Genomic DNA, 20328 nt, shown 5'->3' on the forward strand with positions numbered 1-20328 from the left:
ATTAACGCGATAACATGTCTGATCGATGCGAATCGAGCTTCAAAAATATAAATAATAATACGGTGAATGACCATAACGATGAGCCCCCGTAACTCAAGAAAGGTAGCGGAATTCCCATAATGGGCATGAGGCCAATCGTCATGCCAATATTAACCAAAAAGTGAAAAAAGAGAATGCCAACTACACCAAATCCATAGGCGCGTGCAAAGCGAGAACGTTGTAAATCGGCTAAATACATCAAGCGCCACAAAAACACCATAAACAAAATCACCACTACAGAGACGCCAAAAAAGCCAAACTCTTCGCCAATCGTACAGAAAATAAAGTCGGTGCTTTGCTCCGGTACAAAGTCAAATTTTGTCTGCGTACCACCAAGGTATCCCTTACCCCAAAAACCACCGGATCCAATCGCAATTTTAGACTGAGTTACCTGGTACCCTAAGCCGCGCGGATCAAATCCAGGATCTAATAAAACCTTAATTCGATTTCGCTGATGCTCCTTTAACACATGGTTGACCACCCACTCGACAACCATCACCAAGGTCATGATAACCGAAATACCTAGCGCTAGTTTCACATAGGTTTGCCACATCCGCTGCAAGTATATGGGCATGAGTACCACCAAAATGATGGCAAAAAATAACAAAATCAAAAAGATGGTGAGCGGCTCGAGCATTAACGCACTCACAAAAAGAAAAATACCCCCGAGTAAAATACTTGGATAGGCACTAGGCAAGCCTTCCCTGTAGAGCAAGATGATAAAGGATACAAAAACAAGAGCAGATCCCGTTTCGTTGGAACCAACAATTAATAAAATCGGCAAGGCAATAATAAGGGCGGCACGCCGTTGATCTTTAAATCTTCCCAAATTGACCTGCGGATCATTTAGATATTTAGCTAATAATAATGCAGTTGCTGTTTTGGCAAATTCAGCCGGCTGAATCGTAGCCGAACCAAACTTAAACCAGGAATGTGACCCATTTATTGTTACCCCTAAAAAGGGCACTGCAATGAGCAGCAGAATAAACAAGCCATAAATGAAGACAGCAAACGATTCAAAAAATCGAAAATCTAGCGCATAAATAAACATGATCAAGACGAAACTCGTCCCTATCCAGATCAATTGTTTTCCCGCATTGGACGTATAAAAAGCGGCATCCGTCAATCCTAAATGCGATTCTGGATTATATATCGCTGAATAAATACTCATCCAGCCAAGCAGCACGAAGAGTGCATAAAGCCCTACGCTTATCCAATCAATCCGACTCTTTAATTGTCCTGACGATCCGCTCATTTTTTTAAAGTATCCATTTTAACGCGATTGGCCGGTCGGTTATACACCACATTAGCCAAATAACTCATATTCATAAACTTCGTCTCAACCGCCTTGCGATCTACACGTCCTTTCAAATATTTCTCAATAATCAACGAAGCTATAGGCGCGGCAGCAAAACCACCAAAACCAGCATTCTCCACAAACACCGCAATTGCAATCTTCGGATTATCCTTTGGAGCAAAGGCAATAAACACCGAGTGATCTTTTCCTTTTTGATTCTGCGATGTACCCGTTTTCCCACACATCGTGATATCCGGAATGCGACCATCCGCCCCTACGGTACCATGTAAAACCGCATCTTGCATACCTTGAACGACGACAGGAAAGTACTTGGCGTCTACGCCAACTGACACCGGATTTTTATAAAATGGATCCAATGTCCGGCGAGGCCCAACGCCCTTCACTAAATGTGGTGGGATGTACCAACCTCGATTGGCAATAATAGCCGCAAAATTGGCCATTTTCAACGGACTAACAACCAGCTCTCCTTCTCCGATACTTAACGAATAAATATTGGAAAACTTCCATGTATTCTCGCCTTTATACACCTTATTGTAGTACTCAGCCGTAGGCAAATTGCCCCGTTTTTCATTACTGAGATCCACTCCTAATTTACGTCCGAAACCGAAATTTGCCACTAACTCAGACCAGCGCTTCAAACCCTGAGCTGATCGTTCATAAGTGTCACCCGTTGTCCCATCATACAAAATCTTCCGAAAGGCATGGTAAAAATAGGGGTTACATGACCATTGAATTGCATTATGTAAATCATTATGCGCCGTAGTGTGAACGTGACATTTCACCGGGGCACCGGCATGACCAAAGACAGAACCCGCTGAAATTATTCCGAGCTGTTGGCCCACTAACGCTTGCACCAACTTAAACGTAGAACCCGGCCGATAATACGCAGAGGGCGGCCGATTGATCAAAGGCTTCAACGGATCTAATGCTAGTTTTTGATAATATTTTGAAAAATTTCTACCTGCCAATAAACTAGGATTGTACGACGGCGCAGACACCATCGTCAAAATTTCACCAGTTGATGGTTCAATCGCAACCACACTTCCCACCTTATTCATCATCAAACTATCCGCATATTCTTGCAAACGAATATCGATACTCGTGTACAAATTCTGTCCAGCGACAGGATATACATCCAATTTCCCATTTTTGTAATCACCTTTCTCTACCCCATTACTATTCACCATCCGGTATTTCACTCCGCGCTGACCACGCAAAACAGCCTCATAATAAGATTCAATCCCAGAAACGCCCACATAATCTCCTTGTCGGTAATAATCATCCGGCTGTTCCTTCAGTGAATTTGGATTAATCTCCGCTACATAGCCGAGCGCATTGGAAAACGCGATCGATTGATAGGTCCTAAAGGCAGTAGTCGTTATCGAAAAACCAGGGTAATCGACCATGGCATCCTGAATTCGCGCAAAATCCTCTTTGGATAAATGCTTTAAAAATACAGATGGTTTGACCCGGGAATATGACCTTGCTTGCCGCGTAACCGTATCAAAATACCCACGAGTAATGCCAAACAAAGCACAAAACCGATTTGTATCCGCCACATAAGCTTTGCGCGGCGTAATATACACATCGTAAACTGGCGTATTATAGACAATTAATTTCCCGTTTCGGTCATATACTTCTCCGCGAAATGGAACCTGAATAATCTTCCGAATGGCATTGTTATCTGCCGCCTTCTCATAGGTGTCATCGATTAATTGTAGGTAAAACAACTTGCCTAAATAGACTATCGCCACTGTCAAAAAAACAAGAAATAAGATTAGTCGGCGACCTTCAAACACAATTAAAAAAATTTAAGAATAACGCGGCAATTTACGCATAATTCCGAATTATTTGGGGAGACTTTTGATGAGTGCAAACAGTGCAAATGCAATGGAACCCAATGAAAATCCAAGTGTGAACCAAGGGGTAGTCGAATGAAAATATTCATCCAAAAAGCGACCGAGATAGACGCCTCCTAAAATTGTGATCAACATTTGAAATGCTGCCCCAATAAATCGTTGATATGAGTTCATGAAAAAATTAAAATAATCGGCTATCCACACACTAAAATTATCCCTTTTTCATTTATATATATTGTAAATTTGAAAATTATACGCATTCCATCCCTATGAATAAACTGTTGGCAGCTTTAATCCTCGTGTTACTCAGCTGGGCCTGTTCCCAGCAAAGTACCCGACCTGCTGCCGTTGCTTTTCATAATGTAAATGCCAAATACAATGCCATCTTTCAGGCAGACCGACTTTTAATCTCGCTAACGAACAAAGCGCGCGAAGAGAAAAAAGAAAATTTCTCGAATGCATTGCCTATCCTTGCGCCCATTGACACAAGCTTTTCTCAAAGCAATGCGAATGAAATTGCAAACCTCATTCGTAAAGCAACGTTGGTCATCGATCGACATCAAAATTCCCGCTTCGTAGACGACGCCTATTTGATTATTGGCCGAGGCCGACTCCTTCAGCATGACCTAAAAAACGCCTTAGAGACTTTTAAATATATCAATTCGATCGAACATGACCCCAAAACACAGCAGTCGGCACTCATCGAATTAGCAACCATCTACCTGCATCAATCCAACTACGAATCAGCCCAAAAAGTATTTAATTTTATTGCCGAAAACCCGGTAAATACTAGTCACGAACAAGAACTTTTACTCCTTCAAGCTTTTACGTACCAAAAACAAAATTTACTTTCTAAGTCCATTCCCCTTCTAGAAAAAGCAGCTCCACGCGCAAAAAAACGGGCTGAGCGTGGCCGACTGTTCTACATACTCGGACAAATGCACCAAATTCTTGGACAATCAGCCGAGGCACAAAAAGCATATGAACAATGCCTCAAACAAAAATCAAGTTATGACCTAACCCTGCATGCCCAAATAGCAATCTTAGCCTTAAGAGAGAATATCCCGGCATTAGAAAAATTAGTAAAAGACCCGAAGAACCAAGATCTTCAGTCTGATATATTTTTAGCGATTGGCCAAATTCATTTTCAAAATAAAGACTATGAACTAGCTAGAAAAAATTGGGAAAATGGAGGTGCCAATAACCCAAATAAAGGTGAACTGTATTTTCAATTAGGCCAATTGTTTTCAAACCAATTGAAAGACTACCGAAATGCGGCCAACTATTTTGACTCGGCAGCCACGTTTTTACCTGCTCAACATAGCCAATTTCAACTAGCCCAAAAATTGCGTACGCAGTGGGGCGAATTTGCGCGTTTAGACGGTTCAATCAAAATGCAGGATTCATTATTGAAATTAGGCCAACGATCCGAAAGTGAGTTAAAGGCTATGTATGAAAAAGTCCAAAAGTCGAAAAAAGCGAAAATGGATTCGGTCCAACTGAAAAAGACGGTAATCCCAAATGCCAATTTGGTTACGTTTATAAGACGACCAGCGACACCTGAGCAACAAAGCTTTTATTTTTATAATGATCAGGCGCGGGTGCAGGGCCAACAAGAATTTGGGAGAAAGTGGGGAATACGAACCTTGGAGGATTTTTGGAATAGGAAGAACAAACAAGCCGCAGCCCAGGCAGATGTGCAAGTGATGCAAAATGCAATTACCCAAACGAACACAGCAAGCTCGTTGGCACCAACCCAAGATTCACTTCAAATTTGGCTCAACACCATTCCTCGTACGGAAAAGCAACAAGCCGAAATTAATTTAAAGCGCGAAAAAGCACTATTCGACCTCGGCAAATACGCCAAAATTGAATTGACAAAAAATGATTTAGCGGAACAATCTTTAACTCAATTACTACGCGACTATCCCTTAACTTCCAGTGAAGCTGAAGCACTTTACCTGCTTTACTTAAGTAGCGAAAAATCAAAAATGTACCGACAATTACTATTTGACAAATACCCAAATTCGTTTTTCAAACAAGCAATTTTAACCTTGGAGTTTGGTGGATTGACAGAAGGTAAAGAATTAGAAGCTCAGAAAAATTACGAAAAAGCATACGCACAATTTAAGTCGGCCGACTTTTCTGCGTGTATCGCGCAAGCAGATTTATTACTTCAAACGTATCCGGGTAGTAAATGGGAAGATAAAATCGTATTTTTAAAAGCTCAAAGTTATGGTGGCTTAAAAGACTTTGACCGATATAAAAAAGAACTCAAACAGTTTGAGCAGGCCTACCCCAAAAGTCCACTCATACCAGAAGTAAAAGCCTTATTGGAAAAATTTACCCAAAACAACCGATAATATGTTTGCATTAGAAGTAGGGAAATATGCCAAATTTATACGAACCATGTACCGATTTTTCCTCGGCACAACCGTAGCGTCCATCCTATTTATTGTAGCTGTCAATTACAACTTTTTGTGGCTTTTCGGCGGAATGCCCAGCTTATATGAATTAGAGAATCCAAAAAGCCAACTGGCCTCATTGATGATTTCCGAAGATGGCCAAGAGATCGGCAAATACTTTCGTGAAAATCGGAACCCGCTTGAATTTGAACAACTTCCTGAAAATATTGTCAATACACTCGTTTCGACGGAAGATGCCCGCTTTACATCACATTCGGGAATTGATATTCGCTCGATGTTTCGTGTGGTCTTTTCATTAGGTACTGCCGGTGGAGGAAGTACTATTTCACAGCAACTAGCCAAAAATTTGTTCCATACCCGGTCCATGGAGTTTGGGGAAGACGACCCCGTTTACTTAGGTTTACTCATGAAAATAGATGGCTTACGAACGGTCATTGCCAAAGTTAAGGAATGGATTTTGGCGATCCGATTAGAGCGCCGATACACCAAGCAAGAGATCATGGCCATGTACCTGAATGAAGTGAGTTTTGGTAACAATGCTTACGGAATACAGGTTGCCTGTCGGACCTATTTCCAAAAAGACCTTCAAGAAGTAACGCTTCCGGAAGCCGCCACGCTAATCGGTCTACTTCAAAATCCCTCTTTATATGATCCACGCGTTCGCCCAGAAAGAACATTGGAACGACGTAATGTGGTGTTGGGCCAACTAGCCAAATATGAATTCATCACGGAAGAAGATTTACCCAAGTTGCAAGACGCGCCACTTAATTTAAATTACCGTGTGGAAAACCAGAATACGGGAGCGGCGCCCTATTTCAGGGAGGTCATACGCCAGCAAGTTTTAAAGGCTATTAAGGAATTAAATCAAGAACGTCCGGAGGACCAGCAATTAAACCTGTACACTAGTGGATTACGCATTTATACTAGCATTGATTCTCGCATGCAGAAATACGCGGAGGAATCCGTTCGAGAGCACATGCGTGCGGAACAAAAGTTGTTTTATGATCATTGGCGTGGACGCAATCCATGGGTTAATGAAGAGATGAAGGAAATCAAGGGCTTTTTACGTGATGCAATGAAGCGGACACAACGTTACCGTGACTTGATGACTGCGTACAATAATGATGAATTTAAAGTTTGGGAAGAATTACGAAGACCAATTAAAATGTCGGTTTTCACATACGATGGAGATAAAGATACGACCTTGAGCCCGATGGATTCATTGAACTATTACAAACGAATTCTGAACTGCGGCATGATGGCGATGGATCCCATGAATGGGCATGTGAAAGCTTGGATCGGTGGTATTAACTACAAATATTTCAAATTCGATCACATCTCACAAAGTAAGCGCCAGCCTGGTTCCACGTTTAAACCCTTTGTTTATGGAGCGGCCATAGAGAATGAAATCGTTACCCCGTGTGATGAATTGATGGATGAACCCGTGACTTTTGGCGAGGAAGACGGTCTTAGTGGAGGAACTTGGACACCCCAAAATTCAGATGGCAAATACAGCTATCAAAATTTGAAAATGCGGCGGGCGATGGGATTATCTATCAATTCCATTTCTGCCAAATTGATGAAGCAATTAGGCCCAGACAAGATTGCGGAATTTGCCCATAAATGTGGAATCAACAGCCCATTAAACGAAGTTCCATCCCTCTGTTTAGGAGCATCAGAAGTGTCGTTGCTTGAGCAAGTTTCTGGTTATGCTACGCTTGCGAATGGTGGGGAAAAAATTGAACCAATTTTAGTCTTAAAAATTACCGATAAAGTAGGTAATGTATTGCGTGAGTATTCACCCCCAGTAAAAGCAGTTATCAAACCTGAAACCGCTTATCTGATGACCTACATGTTACAAGGAGCAGTCCATGAGCCAGGAGGTACCGCCGAAGGATTGAAACGAACATCGATTGTAGCAGGGAATGAAATAGGTGCCAAAACTGGAACAACCTCAAATTATTCGGATGGCTGGTTTATGGGAGTTACTCAGAAGTTGGTTGCCGGCGTATGGGTGGGCGGCGACGATCGCAGTATCCACTTTCGTAGTTTGGCTCTTGGTCAAGGTGCCAAAATGGCGATGCCCGCCTATGCGAAATTTATGGAAAAGGTATATGCCGACCAGACTTTAGCTATTGAGGGGTATCGGAAGATGCCATTTATCAAACCTGAAAATTTTGTATTTGATTTTAGTTGCAATGGTCGCGTGGTGGGTGATTCAACTGCCACTGAAGCACCTGTCTCCCAATAAATATGCGTTTTTTAACCCTTAGCGACCAAAGATGTAAAATGACCATTTACCATGCAAACATTTTACTGATATTATTTCATTTTTAGTCTTAAAAATGGTGTTTATCAACTATTTGAGTATAAATACACCAATTATTTATTAGTCAAGTGCCAAAAAATGAGAACAAAAGCAAAATTTGGACAAAAACAACCCTTAAACAAATATTAGTTTTGTCCTATATTAATAATATGTAAAACTTTAATAAATATTTTTCGGAAGACCTCAAAATCCTAAAACACAATTTCATGATTAATGTCTAATTTTGGCTAATGACAGATTTCGAACCTAAAAACATCTTGCCTAGCCTGCCGGAAGAACCCGGTGTCTACCGCTATTTCGATGCGTTCGATACAATCATCTATATAGGAAAAGCCAAAAACCTAAAAAATAGGATAAGCAGCTATTTCACCAACCTCCAAAATCACAATACCAAAACTCGAAAATTAGTCCAGCAGATTTGTCGGCTCGAATTCACCATCGTGCACTCCGAATTTGACGCACTTTTATTGGAGAATACGCTTATCAAACAATTCCAGCCCAAATACAACATTCTACTACGGGATGATAAAACCTATCCATTTATTTGTTTAACCAAAGAACATTTTCCTCGCCTTATCACTTCGCGGCGAATCGACCATGCCGCAGGTACATTTTTTGGCCCATATGCGAATCCGAAAGCAATGAATGGGATGCTAGAGATGATTCACCAACTATACCCATTGCGCAGTTGCTCCCTCACTTTAAAGCCCGGAAATATTGAACAAGGGAAATTCAAAGTCTGCCTAGAATACCACATCGGTAATTGCAAAGGGCCATGTGAGGGATTGCAAAAGGAAAATGATTATTTGGTATACATTGATCAGGTAACACACATACTAAAAGGAAATTACCAAAAACCAAAAACTTTTTTCCAAGAACGAATGCAAGAATCAAGCGGCCGTTTAGCTTTCGAAGAAGCGCAAGAATGGAAAGAAAAATGGGAACTCCTCGAAAACTTTCAATCGAAATCGACAGTCGTCAATCCATCCATCCATGATATCGATGTGTTTTCGATGGTCTCCGACGAGCAGATGGCGTACGTCAACTTCATGAAGGTCATCAACGGGACTATTTTGCAGTCCCAAACCTACGAAGTAAAAAAGAAATTAAATGAAGACGAGTCGGACCTACTGACTATGCTGATTTGGGAAAAGCGTGATCAATTTCATAGCGAGGCCAAGGAAATTTTGACAAACATCCCCATGTCAATTGAATTTCGTGGCATCAAAAATACCATCCCGTTAATGGGTGACAAGAAAAAGCTATTGGACATGTCACTTAAAAATGTACTCTATTTCCGCAAGGAAAAAGCAGATCGTAAAGCTGCAGAAGAATCAGGTGGGGATCGAAAAATGCGTGTTTTATTGACTTTGAAGAATGATCTTCATTTAAAACACTTACCCAAACGCATCGAATGCTTTGATAACTCCAACCTCCAAGGGACTAACCCAGTCTCAGCCATGGTTTGCTTTATCCAAGCACAAGCTGCCAAAAAAGAATATCGTTTATTTACTCCACGAACAGTCGTGGGACCAGACGATTTCGCAACCATGTACGAAGTAATCACACGACGTTACACACGATTAATCGAAGAAGAGGCCGAAATGCCCGACTTAATTATTGTCGATGGAGGCAAAGGCCAATTAAGTGCCGCATGTGATGCACTGAAAGCAATAGGTCTTTATGGACAAGTTCCCATTATCGGTATCGCAAAAAGACTTGAGGAAATTTACTTCCCAGAAGATAGTCTGCCTTTGTACATCGACAAAAAATCGGAATCCTTAAAATTAATCCAACAACTTCGCGATGAGGCACACCGTTTTGGAATTACGGCGCATCGCAATAAGCGTAGTAAGAATTTCCTAATAAGTCAATTAGAAGAATTAGATGGAATTGGAAAATTAACCGCCCAAAAATTAATGAAACATTTTGGCACGATACGCAACATGTATGATTCACCAGCGGAAGATCTAGAAAAAGTGTTAGGGAAATCAAAAACACCTGGTTTTCGGAAACAACTCAAAATTTGGCTAGACGAAAAGTCTTAATTGTGAGATTCAAATTTCCCTACCTCTATGTGCTGAAATTGTCTGTAAACCTGAATAATGATTGAGAGCGCAATGGCCATTTCACAAACGCCAACAACTAACACAAAGATTCCCATCATCAGGCCTTGCTGCGCATCATCTTGGCGCGAAAAAGCAATTAAATTCAAATTAGCCGCATTTAACATCAGCTCAATACCCATCAATATAAATATCGCATTACGCTTTAGAACCATAATCGTGAAACCCGTCGCGAACAATGCCGCACTCGCCCATAAAAAATAAATTACCGGAATTTCAGTCATTTCGTTTTGCAATATAAGTTGCCCCCACGAGCGCAATTAATAAATAAACACCAACCAACTCGAACGGAAAGGCATATTTTGTCAAAAGCGCAACACCCACATCGCGTAATTTCGACTGATCATTACCCACTACATGCAATTGCCAATCCATACCTGAAAAGACATAAATCAAAGCAATAAAAATCGATAATCCGACCGCTGCCGACCAGATAAAACTACGCTGTTCGACCCACAAATGATTCTTACCGTTCGTTTCGCGGGACTGCTGAGTCGTCAACATGATTCCAAAAAGGATTAAAATCAGGACTCCACCCACATAAATCATCAAATGAGAAACAGCCATTACGTCAGCATAAGCAATGACATACAAGCCCGCCAGGCCAAGCATGCACATAAACATCGCCAATGCCGCATGCAAGATATTGCGCGTAAACAACATCGCTAACCCACTCCCGCAAGTTAAAATCACTAAAGCCAAAAATGATAATAAGATAGGGGTCATGGTTTAGACGCTAGCTTAGACGTTAGACTCTGGACTTTGGACGTCAGAAGTTGGACCTTCGGACTCCGGACTAGCTACTGACGACTGACTACTGTCCACTGCCTTCGCTTTAAAACTTGGCTTAAAAACTGGCTTCTTAACCTCCGGACTAACGACTTCGGACTCCGGACTAGCGACTGACGACTGACTACTGTCCACTGTCGACTGACTACTGTCCACTGCCGACTGACCACTGACGACTGACGACTGACCACTGTCCGCGGACTTTTTCAACTCCTCTTTCTCCGCCACAAACTGTTCATACAAACGCTTCTTCTCCTCTGCCTCCTCCGCCGTCAAGTTCGCAAATGAGAAATTATGCTCTTTGACCTCAAAAACAGAAAAGTCATACTCCGACGTCATCGTTAAACACTCCGTCGGACAAACCGTTGTGCACAGACCACAAAAACAACATTTAGACATGTCGATGTCGAATTTGGCAGCATAAAGTCGAATGGGAGATCCGTCGGATGTTAGGCCAACAAACCCAGTAGCTTTGATGGGCTCAATTTCGATGCAATCAACAGGGCAGACTTTGACGCATTTGTCACAAACAATGCAATCATCCATCTCATTGTGTAACTGATAGCGACCGTTATCCGGAACAGGAATCTCTACATGCGGATATTCCAATGTCGTAATCCCTGAAGTTTGCGAAAAATAAGAGGCATCCTGAATGTTATGTTGGCTGCGCTTTTTACGAGCATCCCAGGCATGCTTCCATGTCAGAGCCATCCCCTTTCGAGTACTCTGAATCACATCAACAATTTCCTTCAAATAACGCTTCATCTCAGTCATTAAAAATAAATAGCGGGATAAGAAGATGGATCAGCTTCACGCATCATTTCGTAAACAGTATCCACCACATTTTCTACATTTGGTTTTGAAAAATAATCTCCATCCGAACTATAGGCTGGTCGGTGAGGCATCGCAGCTAAACACCGTGCTGGACTATCTAACCACGAAAAGGCACCTTGTTTGTCCAGCACCTCTTGCATCATGTAGGCTGATGTCCCTCCCGGCATATCTTCGTCGGCAAACAACACACGCTGCGTCTTCTGAATCGATGTCAAAATAAGGTGGTATCGGTCAAATGGCAATAAAGTTTGTACATCGATAACCTCAACCGAAATTCCCATATCGGCTAAACAATTCGCTGCCTCCATCACGATCCGACACATCGACCCATATGTTACAATCGTCAAATCATTCCCCTCTCGTAATATTTCAGGCACCCCAAGCTCTACTTGAATGGCCAATAAATTTGTGGGCATCGGTTCTTTTAATCGATATCCATTCAAACACTCAACAACCACACCAGGATCATCTCCGGCTAATAACGTTCGGTACATGCCAGCCGCTTGAGTCATGTCACGCGGAACACAGAAGTGAACTCCACGCAATCCATTAATCAACACGGCCATCGGACTACCCGAATGCCAAATCCCCTCCAAACGATGCCCACGGGTTCGCAGTATCATCGGTGCTTTTTGACCCCCAGCCGTACGGTAATGTAAACATGCCCAATCATCCGATAAAATTGGAAACGGGACAAATATATAATCCAAATATTGAATCTCGACAATTGGTCGTAAACCACGCATCGAAGCACCGATTCCCTGACCTACAATACTCACCTCTCGAATTCCAGTATCTGTCAATTTAAGAGGTCCAAAAATCTCTTGCAAGCCAGCTAGCGTTTGATTTACATCACCAATTTTTCCAACATCCTCCCCCAAAACAAAGACGCGCGGATCTAACAGAAAATGGGCAAAGCTTTTATTTAAAATTTCACGCCCATCCACAAGAATGGGGTCTTTGTCATATTCAGCCCGAACCCCTTTAATATGCATTGGACTTTGCGCTGACTCACTCATTTGATGTGAACTAAACCGACGATAATTTTTCGTCTCCAATTCTTCAAGCCAATGCCGAAGTAATTTGACGGCAGGCCCTTGAAAAAAGCGAAAGGCACGCAAGGTTTTTCTACCTGCACGTACTAAATCACTAAAAATCGGGTAGGAAAGTTGGTTCAATTCTTCTAATATTGGTTCGATCAAACCAGGTTCATTCGTCGAATCATATAGGTTTTTAGCAATCCGCAAGAAGCCCTTTTTGTCAACTTCAATCGAAGCCATGTAAGCAGAAAAAGCCTCTTTTTGGTATCTGCGTGCTTCTTTAGAGGCCTCTTCATCAATGGCAAGCAAGGTGCTTTCATCCGAAATTCCAGCCTGTATAATCCACTCCCGAAAACGCACATTGCAATCAGCATCAGACTCAAATTGAAGGCGCTCGGCCGACTTATATCGCTCATGTGATCCGGAGGCCGAGTGACCTTGTGGTTGCGTGCATTCAATAACATGCACTAAACAAGGCACATATTCCTCACGCGCCAAACGAGCCGCCTGCTGATAAGCCACCACCAATCCAGGATAATCCCAAGCCTTTACTTGAAAAATCTCTATTCCTTTTTCCGTTTCTGTTCGTTGGTATCCAGCTAACGCCTTTGAAATCGATGATTTAGTTGTCTGAAATTCAATGGGAACTGAGATGCCATAACCATCATCCCAAACTGAAAAAACAATTGGAATTTGCAACACTCCTGCCGCATTTATACACTCCAAAAACATTCCTTCGGAAGTTGACGCATCCCCAATCGTCGTAAAACAAACCTCCTGTCCTCCTTTCGAAAACAACGCACTATATGGCTCTAAATCAGGCCTTTCTTTATACATTTTCGAAGCATAGGCCACGCCCAATGCACGCGGAGTCTGTGCACCTGTCGAAGAAATCCCCGCAACGTTATTGTATGTTTCAGTTTGATTTAACCATTCCCCCTGGGCATCTAGCCACCGAGTTGCATGGTGATTATTCATTTGTCGGCCACCTGAGTGTGGATCAAACTGAATATCGGGATGTCCATATAATTGCGCAAAATATTGGGGCCAAGTTAAGTCTCCAATCGCCACCCCGATCGTCTGATCCCGGTAATAACCTGAAATATAATCCCCCCGTTGCATCGCATTAGCCAAAGCTATTTGACACAATTCCTTCCCATCCCCGTAAATTCCAAATTTGGCTCGACCCGAAAAAACTTCTTTGCGCACTAGCATACTACATGCCCTACTTAGCACAGCAAGTCGATAATTATCCATTACCTGATTCGGATCAAATGTAATCCCAGGATTAGAAAATGAATAGCTATGAGTCAAAGACAAGAGTATTTATGATTGCAACGTGTAAAAATACAACAAAATCCTTGTCGGCCAAATACGTTCCATTTCAAACTTTTTGAAAAACTCCCGCATTTCTTTTGCCGAATCTTTCCATTGTTATAGATTTGTTGCTCAACTAAGTAAACCAATTATAAAACCATGAAGAAATTTTTAGGAGTACTCGCACTCATTTTAGGCTTCGCTTTCCAATCAAATGCACAGGGAGCAATCCGATTTAAAGCCGAAAAACATGATTTTGGCAAAATTAAAGAGGGCACACAAGCATCTTATGCCTTTGAATTTACCAACACAGGGAAAGCTCCGGTAGTAATTTCCAATGTTCAGCCATCATGCGGTTGTACTACGCCAGAATGGTCAAGAGAACCAATAATGCCGGGAAAAACAGGAAAAGTTACCGCATTGTATAACTCTGCTGGAAGACCTGGAAACTTTAACAAAACCATTACGGTGGTCAACAATGGAGAAGTATCTCAGATTATTTTGACTATACAAGGTTCGGTTGTACCCAAGTAAGTTTAGCGAATTAAAAAAAGGGCCGACAATTAAATTTGTCGGCCCTTTTTTTGTGCTAATCTCGATTTAATAAGGCTTTATTTTTTAACCCATTTATCCATGAAGCTATTTTGAGTACATCGCCGGCTGGAACATGGCTCATCGGCGCCATCGCCGTTGCGTAGTCTGGCCAATTCTGCGGGTTTGGTTTATATACCAAAGCTAAAATTTGCTTGTCCGTATAATTTCGTTTAGCAATATCCACATAAGATGGGCCCACGACTCTCGCCTCTTTTGCATGGCAAGCTAAACACGTGTGCTTTTTCAACAACGCCATTGCCTCTTCATCCGAAATAATTGACTTTCCTGACGGCTTGGAAGCTACTACTTGAATTGATTTTTCAACTTTTTCAACTTGCATTCGATTTGTCTCCGAAACCGCAATTCGACCACCCGCTGGAATTTGATTCAACGTATAATAAGCGGTTTCATGAAGTAAAGGGTCTCCAGATTCGTTACGAATACCCGTCAATTTAAATTCATGGATAAAAAACTGGCGTAACCCCTCAATTACTAAACGCACTTTTCGTTTGTCAGCTGAAACTTCCATAGCAGAAATCTTCAAATCCTTGAGTTCAATAATCGGACTTCCGTATTGATGTTGGTATTTGTATATATAAGACCTTAAGGCATAAGAAGCTGCTTTTTTAACCGAATTTATATCCACAGCCTGCGTGAAACTTAGCTCAAATCCATCTGGCTTCGCATGTATATTTTCAATTTCAAAGGGCATTTCCCCATTCCAAAAAAGCCGTTGCAGACCAAAATTATCTTTCCCGGTTGAACCCCACCCGCGGGAAGTCATCCCGACAAACATGGAGCCATCTAAACCAAAACGTTCGCGTAAAATACCCGACTGAAAACCTTCTCTGTAATTAATACAAAAACCTTGATACACTCCATTGACCTTCTCTAAACCCATCCGCATCACTTTAGACTGCCCCTGATCAGCAACAAAATACTGTCCTGGGAATGGACTAAATTTTCCTTTCGTCGAGTCTTGCAAGATGTCTGCCGTACTTATTCCCATAATGGCATGTGGAAACCAAACAGCAGGCAATTTTAAATTTTTCACCTTTGCTGCCGCCTCATACATCGGGGCGCCATTATCTTGAATTTCTTCGAGGGTCAACTTAAACGGGCTATTGGGCTCTTTCGCCCATTTCAATCCGCCTGGGTTACCGGCGAAATCCCCCTTCGCCAAATGCGTTACACGACCCGATCCAACCCAATCCCCTTGGTTTTCACCATAAAAAATATCCCCTTCATCATTAATTGAATACCCCGCTGGAGACCGCAACCCCGCTGAATGGGGCTCCATGGTACCATCAGGCTTGATTTTCAGAAGCCAGCCCCTCCATTTGGCAAATTTACCTTCCCCGAAACCGACCCAGGCGAGGTTTAAAGTCACCAACATATCCCCGTTTTTGTCAAAAACAGGCCCATACGTATATTCGTGATAATTACCAGATAAATCAAACTGATAAATGGGAACATATAAATCCGCGACACCATCACGATCCGTATCTGTGATTTTGGTTAATTCACCACGCTGGGAACAATAAAATGAACCGTCTTTGTAAGCAAGTCCCAAGACTTCGTGCAAACCACTAGCGAAGCGTTTAAAGTGTACCTGATGATTTTCTTTTTGATATGGATTTTCGATAATCCATATTTCGCCACGACGCGTACTTACAGCTAAACGGCCATCAGGCATCGTTGCAATACCCCCAATCTCTAGATAAATATCTTTCGGAATCGGAAGCGTCTTAATTTCGTAATAATCTTGCTCAGTTTTGGCAGATTTTTTCTGTGCCACAACACCCATCGGGAGCAGCAAACAAACGGCTAAAAAGCTATATAAATTTTTCATATTATTACAATTACCAAATGATCTGATAAGTTAAACTAGTTCCCTGAACGGCTTGTCGGCCTACCGAAAAATCAACTCCTCCACCGGTCGTTTGGATAAAATAGGATTGATCTTTTAGGCCAACTAAACTTGCGTTTACCACCGCGATTTGCTTAGGGGAGGCGATACTAAAATCAAGTGCTGATTGAAGCGAGCTGGAATTTTTGAAGGTAATTATGCGTTTTAGCCCAATATTATTGGCCGCTGGAACGATACGATCTTCCAATTGCATTTTTGCAGCCGTCCAATCGTACATGAAGACCGGTCGGCCTTGCTCCAACTTATACCCTTTATAAACTAATTCTGTCGCATTGAGAGAATCAGGTTGCGCTTGATGATCAAGCGTTAGCGGAAAACGACCATCCATGACGACCGTCACACCGAGAGGCTCAGACGTTTGGGGTTCTCCGCGTTCGTGCCACATTTGCGTTGCATTTAAGAAAGGTCCACGCCAAACTTGAAGTAGGGCACCTTGCTTCAGGTCATACGAATAATGAACTCCAGAAGGGTCCCCTACATGTATAACATGTGTTTTTTTCTTCCCTAGATGAAAAGCGAAGGACCGTTGCATCACAGGCTCTGCATTTGCTTTCACCTCGACAATGCCCACAGCCTGCGGGTCAATCATGGACTTTCGATCATGCAAAATTACTGGATGTGAACCGACGCGCTTAACAAGCAAACCTAGCGCTTGAGGGCCCCAAGGAAAATCTTTAATGTGGATTAATTCCAACTGATGTTTCCCGGCCGTTAAATAAGTAGCCTGTGTAACCTTATCAGAATACCAATGCGCACCTTGATTTAGTTCTTTCCCATCTACTTTTAAAACACCACCACCCGTCCAATGCGTTTCAAATTCATAGGTATCAGCATCAGGAATAGTTAATTCAGCTTGGTAGCGAATTAAATAATCATTTTTTGCTGGGACTACTTTGACTGTCAATTTAGGGATTGTTCCGTTCATAACTGGAGTGGCTTGTCCAATAACAGGTTCCGTAAACTTCCCTGAATAGTATGTATACTTTACTTCTCCAAGGCTGGCAGAAGGTTTATCAAATGTCTCGTATCGAATATTGCGAAATGCAACAGGACCGTGGTCGCCTTGAATGCGAATTGGGCCAAAAGCCGCCTCTGCATCGAAAAGTGCTCCACGAGTCATTCCGGAAACTTCAATGTTTTCGTGAATTAAAATACCATTAAGAATGACTTTTTTAAACCGCGCGTTTTGAATTTTCTTTCCGGTAGCGTCAAAACGGGGTGCCTGAAAATCAATTTCAATCGTTTGCCAGGTCCCAGGAGCTTTACACGCGTTTTGTAATGGAGCACTCCCTTCGTACCCTTGATTTCCTTTTCCACGTCCCTCATCCCAGCGTTCATAAATTCCACCACAATCCCCAAAATTTATTTTTGTTTTCCCCCATGAATCATACAACTGAACTTCATACCGGCCTTGTAGGTAAATTCCAGAATTCGCTCCTTTCGGGAGCATAAAGTCCAGCATCAACCGCATGTCGCCATGGTTAAGTTGAAATGTTAAATCATCCGTCCGCTGGTACTTTCCGTGCCGCAACGTGTTTAACAAAACCCCTTTACCGGTGGCAACTTGAAAGCTGGTGTCTGAGTAGGTAGCTCGCACAGCACCTTCGATGGACCAATTGGTACTCGGTTGGGCAAATGCTTGAAGATCTGAGAGAGAAATTGTCTGCTGGGCGAAACTAGTCCACGAAAGCAGCATAAGCAAAAGAATTTTCCGCATGGATATTTGATTAAATAGGTTCTATGAAAACAAAACTAATAAAATAACTGAACAATTTCATCGGCACAAACGGGATAGTGGTAGCAAAAAATAACTAGGTATAAATCAAAGTTTGTTAATTTGTTTTTTTTTAGGCATTAACAAAATGATCAAAAGTAAATTAACTACGCGGTCCATCTTAATTCACCTGCTATTTTGGGCCTGTTTATTAGCCTTGCCTATACTCTTGGGCCCGAGTTCTCAGTCGACAGATCCTACTGAAATACAACGTCACTTTCAATGGAACTTATTTTTCTTTGTTTTTGGACTAGCCAATATTCCTATTTTCTACATAAATACTGAGGTATTAATCCCCAAAGTGCTCAAGAAATATAATATCTTATTGTATTTGGGATTTTTAGTTTTAGGATTTTTCATCATGGTTTGGCTAAATGATATCATTTTTGACCTACTTTTCCCAAATCGTGAGATTGGACCTCGACGGGGCGGTGGCGGCATGAAACGCTTTACGTATTTACGTATCATTTTCCAATATTTATTCATCATTGCTATTGGTATTAGTTACCGCTTTCTTTCAGACAACTTACACGAACAAGAAGCTAAAAAAGAAGAGGAAAATGAACGATTAAAGTCAGAACTTTCTTTTCTGCGCTCGCAAATTAGCCCACATTTTATGTTCAATGTGCTTAATAGCATTGTCTCTCTTTCGCGTAGAAAACCAGAAAGTGTTGAACCTGTGATCATTAAATTATCCGAATTGATGCGCTACATGATTTATGAAACAAGTGATTTTAAAGTAGCCATCAGTAAGGAGGACAACTATTTAGAATCCTATATTGAATTACAAAGGCTACGATTTGGAACGGATATTCAAATCAACTATGAGTCTAATTCGACCAATCCCTCGGGAACAATCGAACCAATGTTACTAATTCCATTTGTCGAAAATGCCTTCAAACATGGAGTAGGCATGGTGACAAATCCAACCATTTCAATCCGCCTAATCGATACACCTGAAGCCTTAACGTTTGAAGTAACCAATCAAGTGAGTAAACACGTGACGGAACATAAAGATGAAAGTTCAGGCATTGGGCTAACGAATGTGCGACGTAGGCTAGAGTTACTGTATCCTGAAACGCATACATTGGACATTATAGAAGAGGATGGAACTTATCAGGTAGCACTAATGATTAAACACGTATAAATCATGGAAGAGGTTCAAGAGCAATTTAATGAGTTGCCGAGTACACTTTTGCGTTGCATCGCGATTGATGATGAAAGTTTGGCATTGGATTTAGTAGAAGACAATATTGCCAAAGTCCCTTTTCTTAAGATGGAAGCGCGTTGCCGCAATGCTTTTGAAGCCATTGACTATTTACAAAATAATCCAGTTGACCTTATTTTCCTGGATATTCAAATGCCTGGCTTAACAGGTGTTCAGTTTTTAGAGGGATTAACTCATAAACCTATGGTTATTTTCGTAACTGCATATCAGCAATATGCGGTCGAAGGATTTAATCTAGACGTCATCGATTATGTGTTGAAACCTATTTCGTTTGAGCGATTCTTGAAGGCGTCTCATAAAGCCTTGGATTTCTACAAAAGTAAATTAGCTCTCCAAGTTCAAGGAGCGGTAAGTGAATCGAAAGTTGACTATATTTTCATACATGCAGATTACTCCTTGATGAAAATTATGCTCGATGACATCTTATATATTGAAGGCCTCAAAGATTACATCAAAATACATTTACGGACTCAAAAATTTCCGGTAGTATGTCGGATGACGATGAAGCTAATCGCGGAAAAGCTCCCGCTAGATGCATTTTTGCGCATCCATAAATCTTATATAGTTTCGCTTAAAAAAATCGAATCTATTCGAAATCAGAAAGTAAAAATTGGTGAAAATCACATCCCGTTAAGCGACAGTTATTCAGAACAGTTCTACCAAACGATTGGGTATCAAAAAACGTAAAGATTTACGTAACTTTGAATCTTTGGTGAAATTAGCTT

At 41.6% G+C, this 20328-nt stretch carries 15 protein-coding genes; 6 read left to right on the forward strand and 9 right to left on the reverse strand.

The genetic code is table 11. The features are described from left to right. Nucleotide 1: 1 nt before the first annotated feature. From rodA to AC1W6K_RS06395, 3 genes are read right to left on the reverse strand one after another with little or no spacing between them, the layout of a single operon-like run. Nucleotides 2-1294, reverse strand: a complete 1293-nt coding sequence (gene rodA / locus AC1W6K_RS06385; protein WP_481946851.1) for a rod shape-determining protein RodA — start codon at nucleotides 1292-1294, stop codon at nucleotides 2-4. Then, a complete protein-coding gene (locus AC1W6K_RS06390) occupies nucleotides 1291-3156 on the reverse strand; it encodes a penicillin-binding transpeptidase domain-containing protein (protein ID WP_481946852.1) in 1866 nt (621 codons plus the stop codon). Before AC1W6K_RS06390 ends, rodA begins: the two co-directional genes overlap by 4 nt. Before the next feature lie 48 nt (nucleotides 3157-3204). Further along, nucleotides 3205-3390: an AtpZ/AtpI family protein gene (locus AC1W6K_RS06395; RefSeq protein WP_481721399.1), complete on the reverse strand. Its 186-nt coding sequence runs from the start codon at nucleotides 3388-3390 to the stop codon at nucleotides 3205-3207. A gap of 95 nt (nucleotides 3391-3485) precedes the next feature. Here AC1W6K_RS06395 and porW point away from each other — a divergent pair, with 95 nt between their 5' ends. The 3 genes from porW to uvrC all read left to right on the forward strand — a co-directional run bounded on the left by porW (nucleotide 3486) and on the right by uvrC (nucleotide 10019). After that, the gene (porW, locus tag AC1W6K_RS06400) at nucleotides 3486-5579 is read left to right on the forward strand and encodes a type IX secretion system periplasmic lipoprotein PorW/SprE (RefSeq protein ID WP_481946853.1); all 2094 of its coding nucleotides are present in this window, start codon (nucleotides 3486-3488) and stop codon (nucleotides 5577-5579) included. Nucleotide 5580: 1 nt separating this feature from the next. Next, complete coding sequence (locus AC1W6K_RS06405) at nucleotides 5581-7893, forward strand: penicillin-binding protein 1A (RefSeq protein ID WP_481721403.1); 2313 nt, start codon at nucleotides 5581-5583, stop codon at nucleotides 7891-7893. 308 nt (nucleotides 7894-8201) lie between these two features. Then, complete coding sequence (gene uvrC / locus AC1W6K_RS06410) at nucleotides 8202-10019, forward strand: excinuclease ABC subunit UvrC (protein ID WP_481946854.1); 1818 nt, start codon at nucleotides 8202-8204, stop codon at nucleotides 10017-10019. Here the strand turns inward: uvrC and nuoK are convergent. Genes nuoK through AC1W6K_RS06430 form a run of 4 tightly spaced genes read right to left on the reverse strand, consistent with a single transcriptional unit; the run spans nucleotide 10016 to nucleotide 14074 of the window. Beyond that, complete coding sequence (nuoK, locus tag AC1W6K_RS06415) at nucleotides 10016-10321, reverse strand: NADH-quinone oxidoreductase subunit NuoK (protein WP_395784958.1); 306 nt, start codon at nucleotides 10319-10321, stop codon at nucleotides 10016-10018. The two genes, uvrC and nuoK, sit on opposite strands and share 4 nt — an antisense overlap. Next, nucleotides 10314-10823: an NADH-quinone oxidoreductase subunit J family protein gene (locus tag AC1W6K_RS06420; protein ID WP_481721575.1), complete on the reverse strand. Its 510-nt coding sequence runs from the start codon at nucleotides 10821-10823 to the stop codon at nucleotides 10314-10316. The genes nuoK and AC1W6K_RS06420 overlap by 8 nt, the downstream gene beginning before the upstream one ends. Before the next feature lie 15 nt (nucleotides 10824-10838). Beyond that, nucleotides 10839-11660, reverse strand: a complete 822-nt coding sequence (locus tag AC1W6K_RS06425; RefSeq protein ID WP_481946855.1) for a 4Fe-4S binding protein — start codon at nucleotides 11658-11660, stop codon at nucleotides 10839-10841. Continuing rightward, entirely contained in the window at nucleotides 11660-14074 is a 2415-nt protein-coding gene (locus AC1W6K_RS06430; RefSeq protein WP_481946856.1) for an alpha-ketoacid dehydrogenase subunit alpha/beta, read from the reverse strand. Before AC1W6K_RS06430 ends, AC1W6K_RS06425 begins: the two co-directional genes overlap by 1 nt. 162 nt (nucleotides 14075-14236) lie before the next feature. Between AC1W6K_RS06430 and AC1W6K_RS06435 the strand changes: the two genes are divergently transcribed. Continuing rightward, entirely contained in the window at nucleotides 14237-14611 is a 375-nt protein-coding gene (locus AC1W6K_RS06435) for a DUF1573 domain-containing protein (RefSeq protein WP_481721581.1), read from the forward strand. A 55-nt stretch (nucleotides 14612-14666) separates the two neighbouring features. Here the strand turns inward: AC1W6K_RS06435 and AC1W6K_RS06440 are convergent, their stop codons facing one another. Together AC1W6K_RS06440 and AC1W6K_RS06445 are read right to left on the reverse strand one after the other, a co-directional pair. Further along, nucleotides 14667-16523 (reverse strand): hypothetical protein, encoded by a 1857-nt coding sequence (locus AC1W6K_RS06440; RefSeq protein ID WP_481946857.1) that lies wholly within the window; start codon nucleotides 16521-16523, stop codon nucleotides 14667-14669. A 10-nt stretch (nucleotides 16524-16533) separates the two neighbouring features. Next, nucleotides 16534-18318, reverse strand: coding sequence for a 3-keto-alpha-glucoside-1,2-lyase-like domain-containing protein (locus AC1W6K_RS06445; RefSeq protein WP_481946858.1), 1785 nt, complete (start codon nucleotides 18316-18318; stop codon nucleotides 16534-16536). Nucleotides 18319-18463: 145 nt separating this feature from the next. Between AC1W6K_RS06445 and AC1W6K_RS06450 the strand changes: the two genes are divergently transcribed. Together AC1W6K_RS06450 and AC1W6K_RS06455 are read left to right on the forward strand one after the other, a co-directional pair. Continuing rightward, the gene (locus AC1W6K_RS06450) at nucleotides 18464-19522 is read left to right on the forward strand and encodes a sensor histidine kinase (protein WP_481946859.1); all 1059 of its coding nucleotides are present in this window, start codon (nucleotides 18464-18466) and stop codon (nucleotides 19520-19522) included. A gap of 3 nt (nucleotides 19523-19525) precedes the next feature. Beyond that, nucleotides 19526-20290 (forward strand): LytR/AlgR family response regulator transcription factor, encoded by a 765-nt coding sequence (locus AC1W6K_RS06455; protein ID WP_481721589.1) that lies wholly within the window; start codon nucleotides 19526-19528, stop codon nucleotides 20288-20290. The last annotated feature ends 38 nt before the right edge of the window (nucleotides 20291-20328 follow it).

Source organism: Aquirufa sp. (genome assembly GCF_964796385.1).

What these genes read in the sequence shown, in the direction of transcription:
- rodA (WP_481946851.1), bottom strand. Translation starts at nt 1,294, where the DNA reads ATGAGCGGATCGTCAGGACAATTAAAGAGTCGGATTGATTGGATAAGC.
- AC1W6K_RS06395 (WP_481721399.1), bottom strand. Translation starts at nt 3,390, where the DNA reads ATGAACTCATATCAACGATTTATTGGGGCAGCATTTCAAATGTTGATC.
- porW (WP_481946853.1), top strand. Translation starts at nt 3,486, where the DNA reads ATGAATAAACTGTTGGCAGCTTTAATCCTCGTGTTACTCAGCTGGGCC.
- AC1W6K_RS06405 (WP_481721403.1), top strand. Translation starts at nt 5,581, where the DNA reads ATGTTTGCATTAGAAGTAGGGAAATATGCCAAATTTATACGAACCATG.
- uvrC (WP_481946854.1), top strand. Translation starts at nt 8,202, where the DNA reads ATGACAGATTTCGAACCTAAAAACATCTTGCCTAGCCTGCCGGAAGAA.
- nuoK (WP_395784958.1), bottom strand. Translation starts at nt 10,321, where the DNA reads ATGACTGAAATTCCGGTAATTTATTTTTTATGGGCGAGTGCGGCATTG.
- AC1W6K_RS06420 (WP_481721575.1), bottom strand. Translation starts at nt 10,823, where the DNA reads ATGACCCCTATCTTATTATCATTTTTGGCTTTAGTGATTTTAACTTGC.
- AC1W6K_RS06425 (WP_481946855.1), bottom strand. Translation starts at nt 11,660, where the DNA reads ATGACTGAGATGAAGCGTTATTTGAAGGAAATTGTTGATGTGATTCAG.
- AC1W6K_RS06435 (WP_481721581.1), top strand. Translation starts at nt 14,237, where the DNA reads ATGAAGAAATTTTTAGGAGTACTCGCACTCATTTTAGGCTTCGCTTTC.
- AC1W6K_RS06440 (WP_481946857.1), bottom strand. Translation starts at nt 16,523, where the DNA reads ATGAAAAATTTATATAGCTTTTTAGCCGTTTGTTTGCTGCTCCCGATG.
- AC1W6K_RS06445 (WP_481946858.1), bottom strand. Translation starts at nt 18,318, where the DNA reads ATGCGGAAAATTCTTTTGCTTATGCTGCTTTCGTGGACTAGTTTCGCC.
- AC1W6K_RS06450 (WP_481946859.1), top strand. Translation starts at nt 18,464, where the DNA reads ATGATCAAAAGTAAATTAACTACGCGGTCCATCTTAATTCACCTGCTA.
- AC1W6K_RS06455 (WP_481721589.1), top strand. Translation starts at nt 19,526, where the DNA reads ATGGAAGAGGTTCAAGAGCAATTTAATGAGTTGCCGAGTACACTTTTG.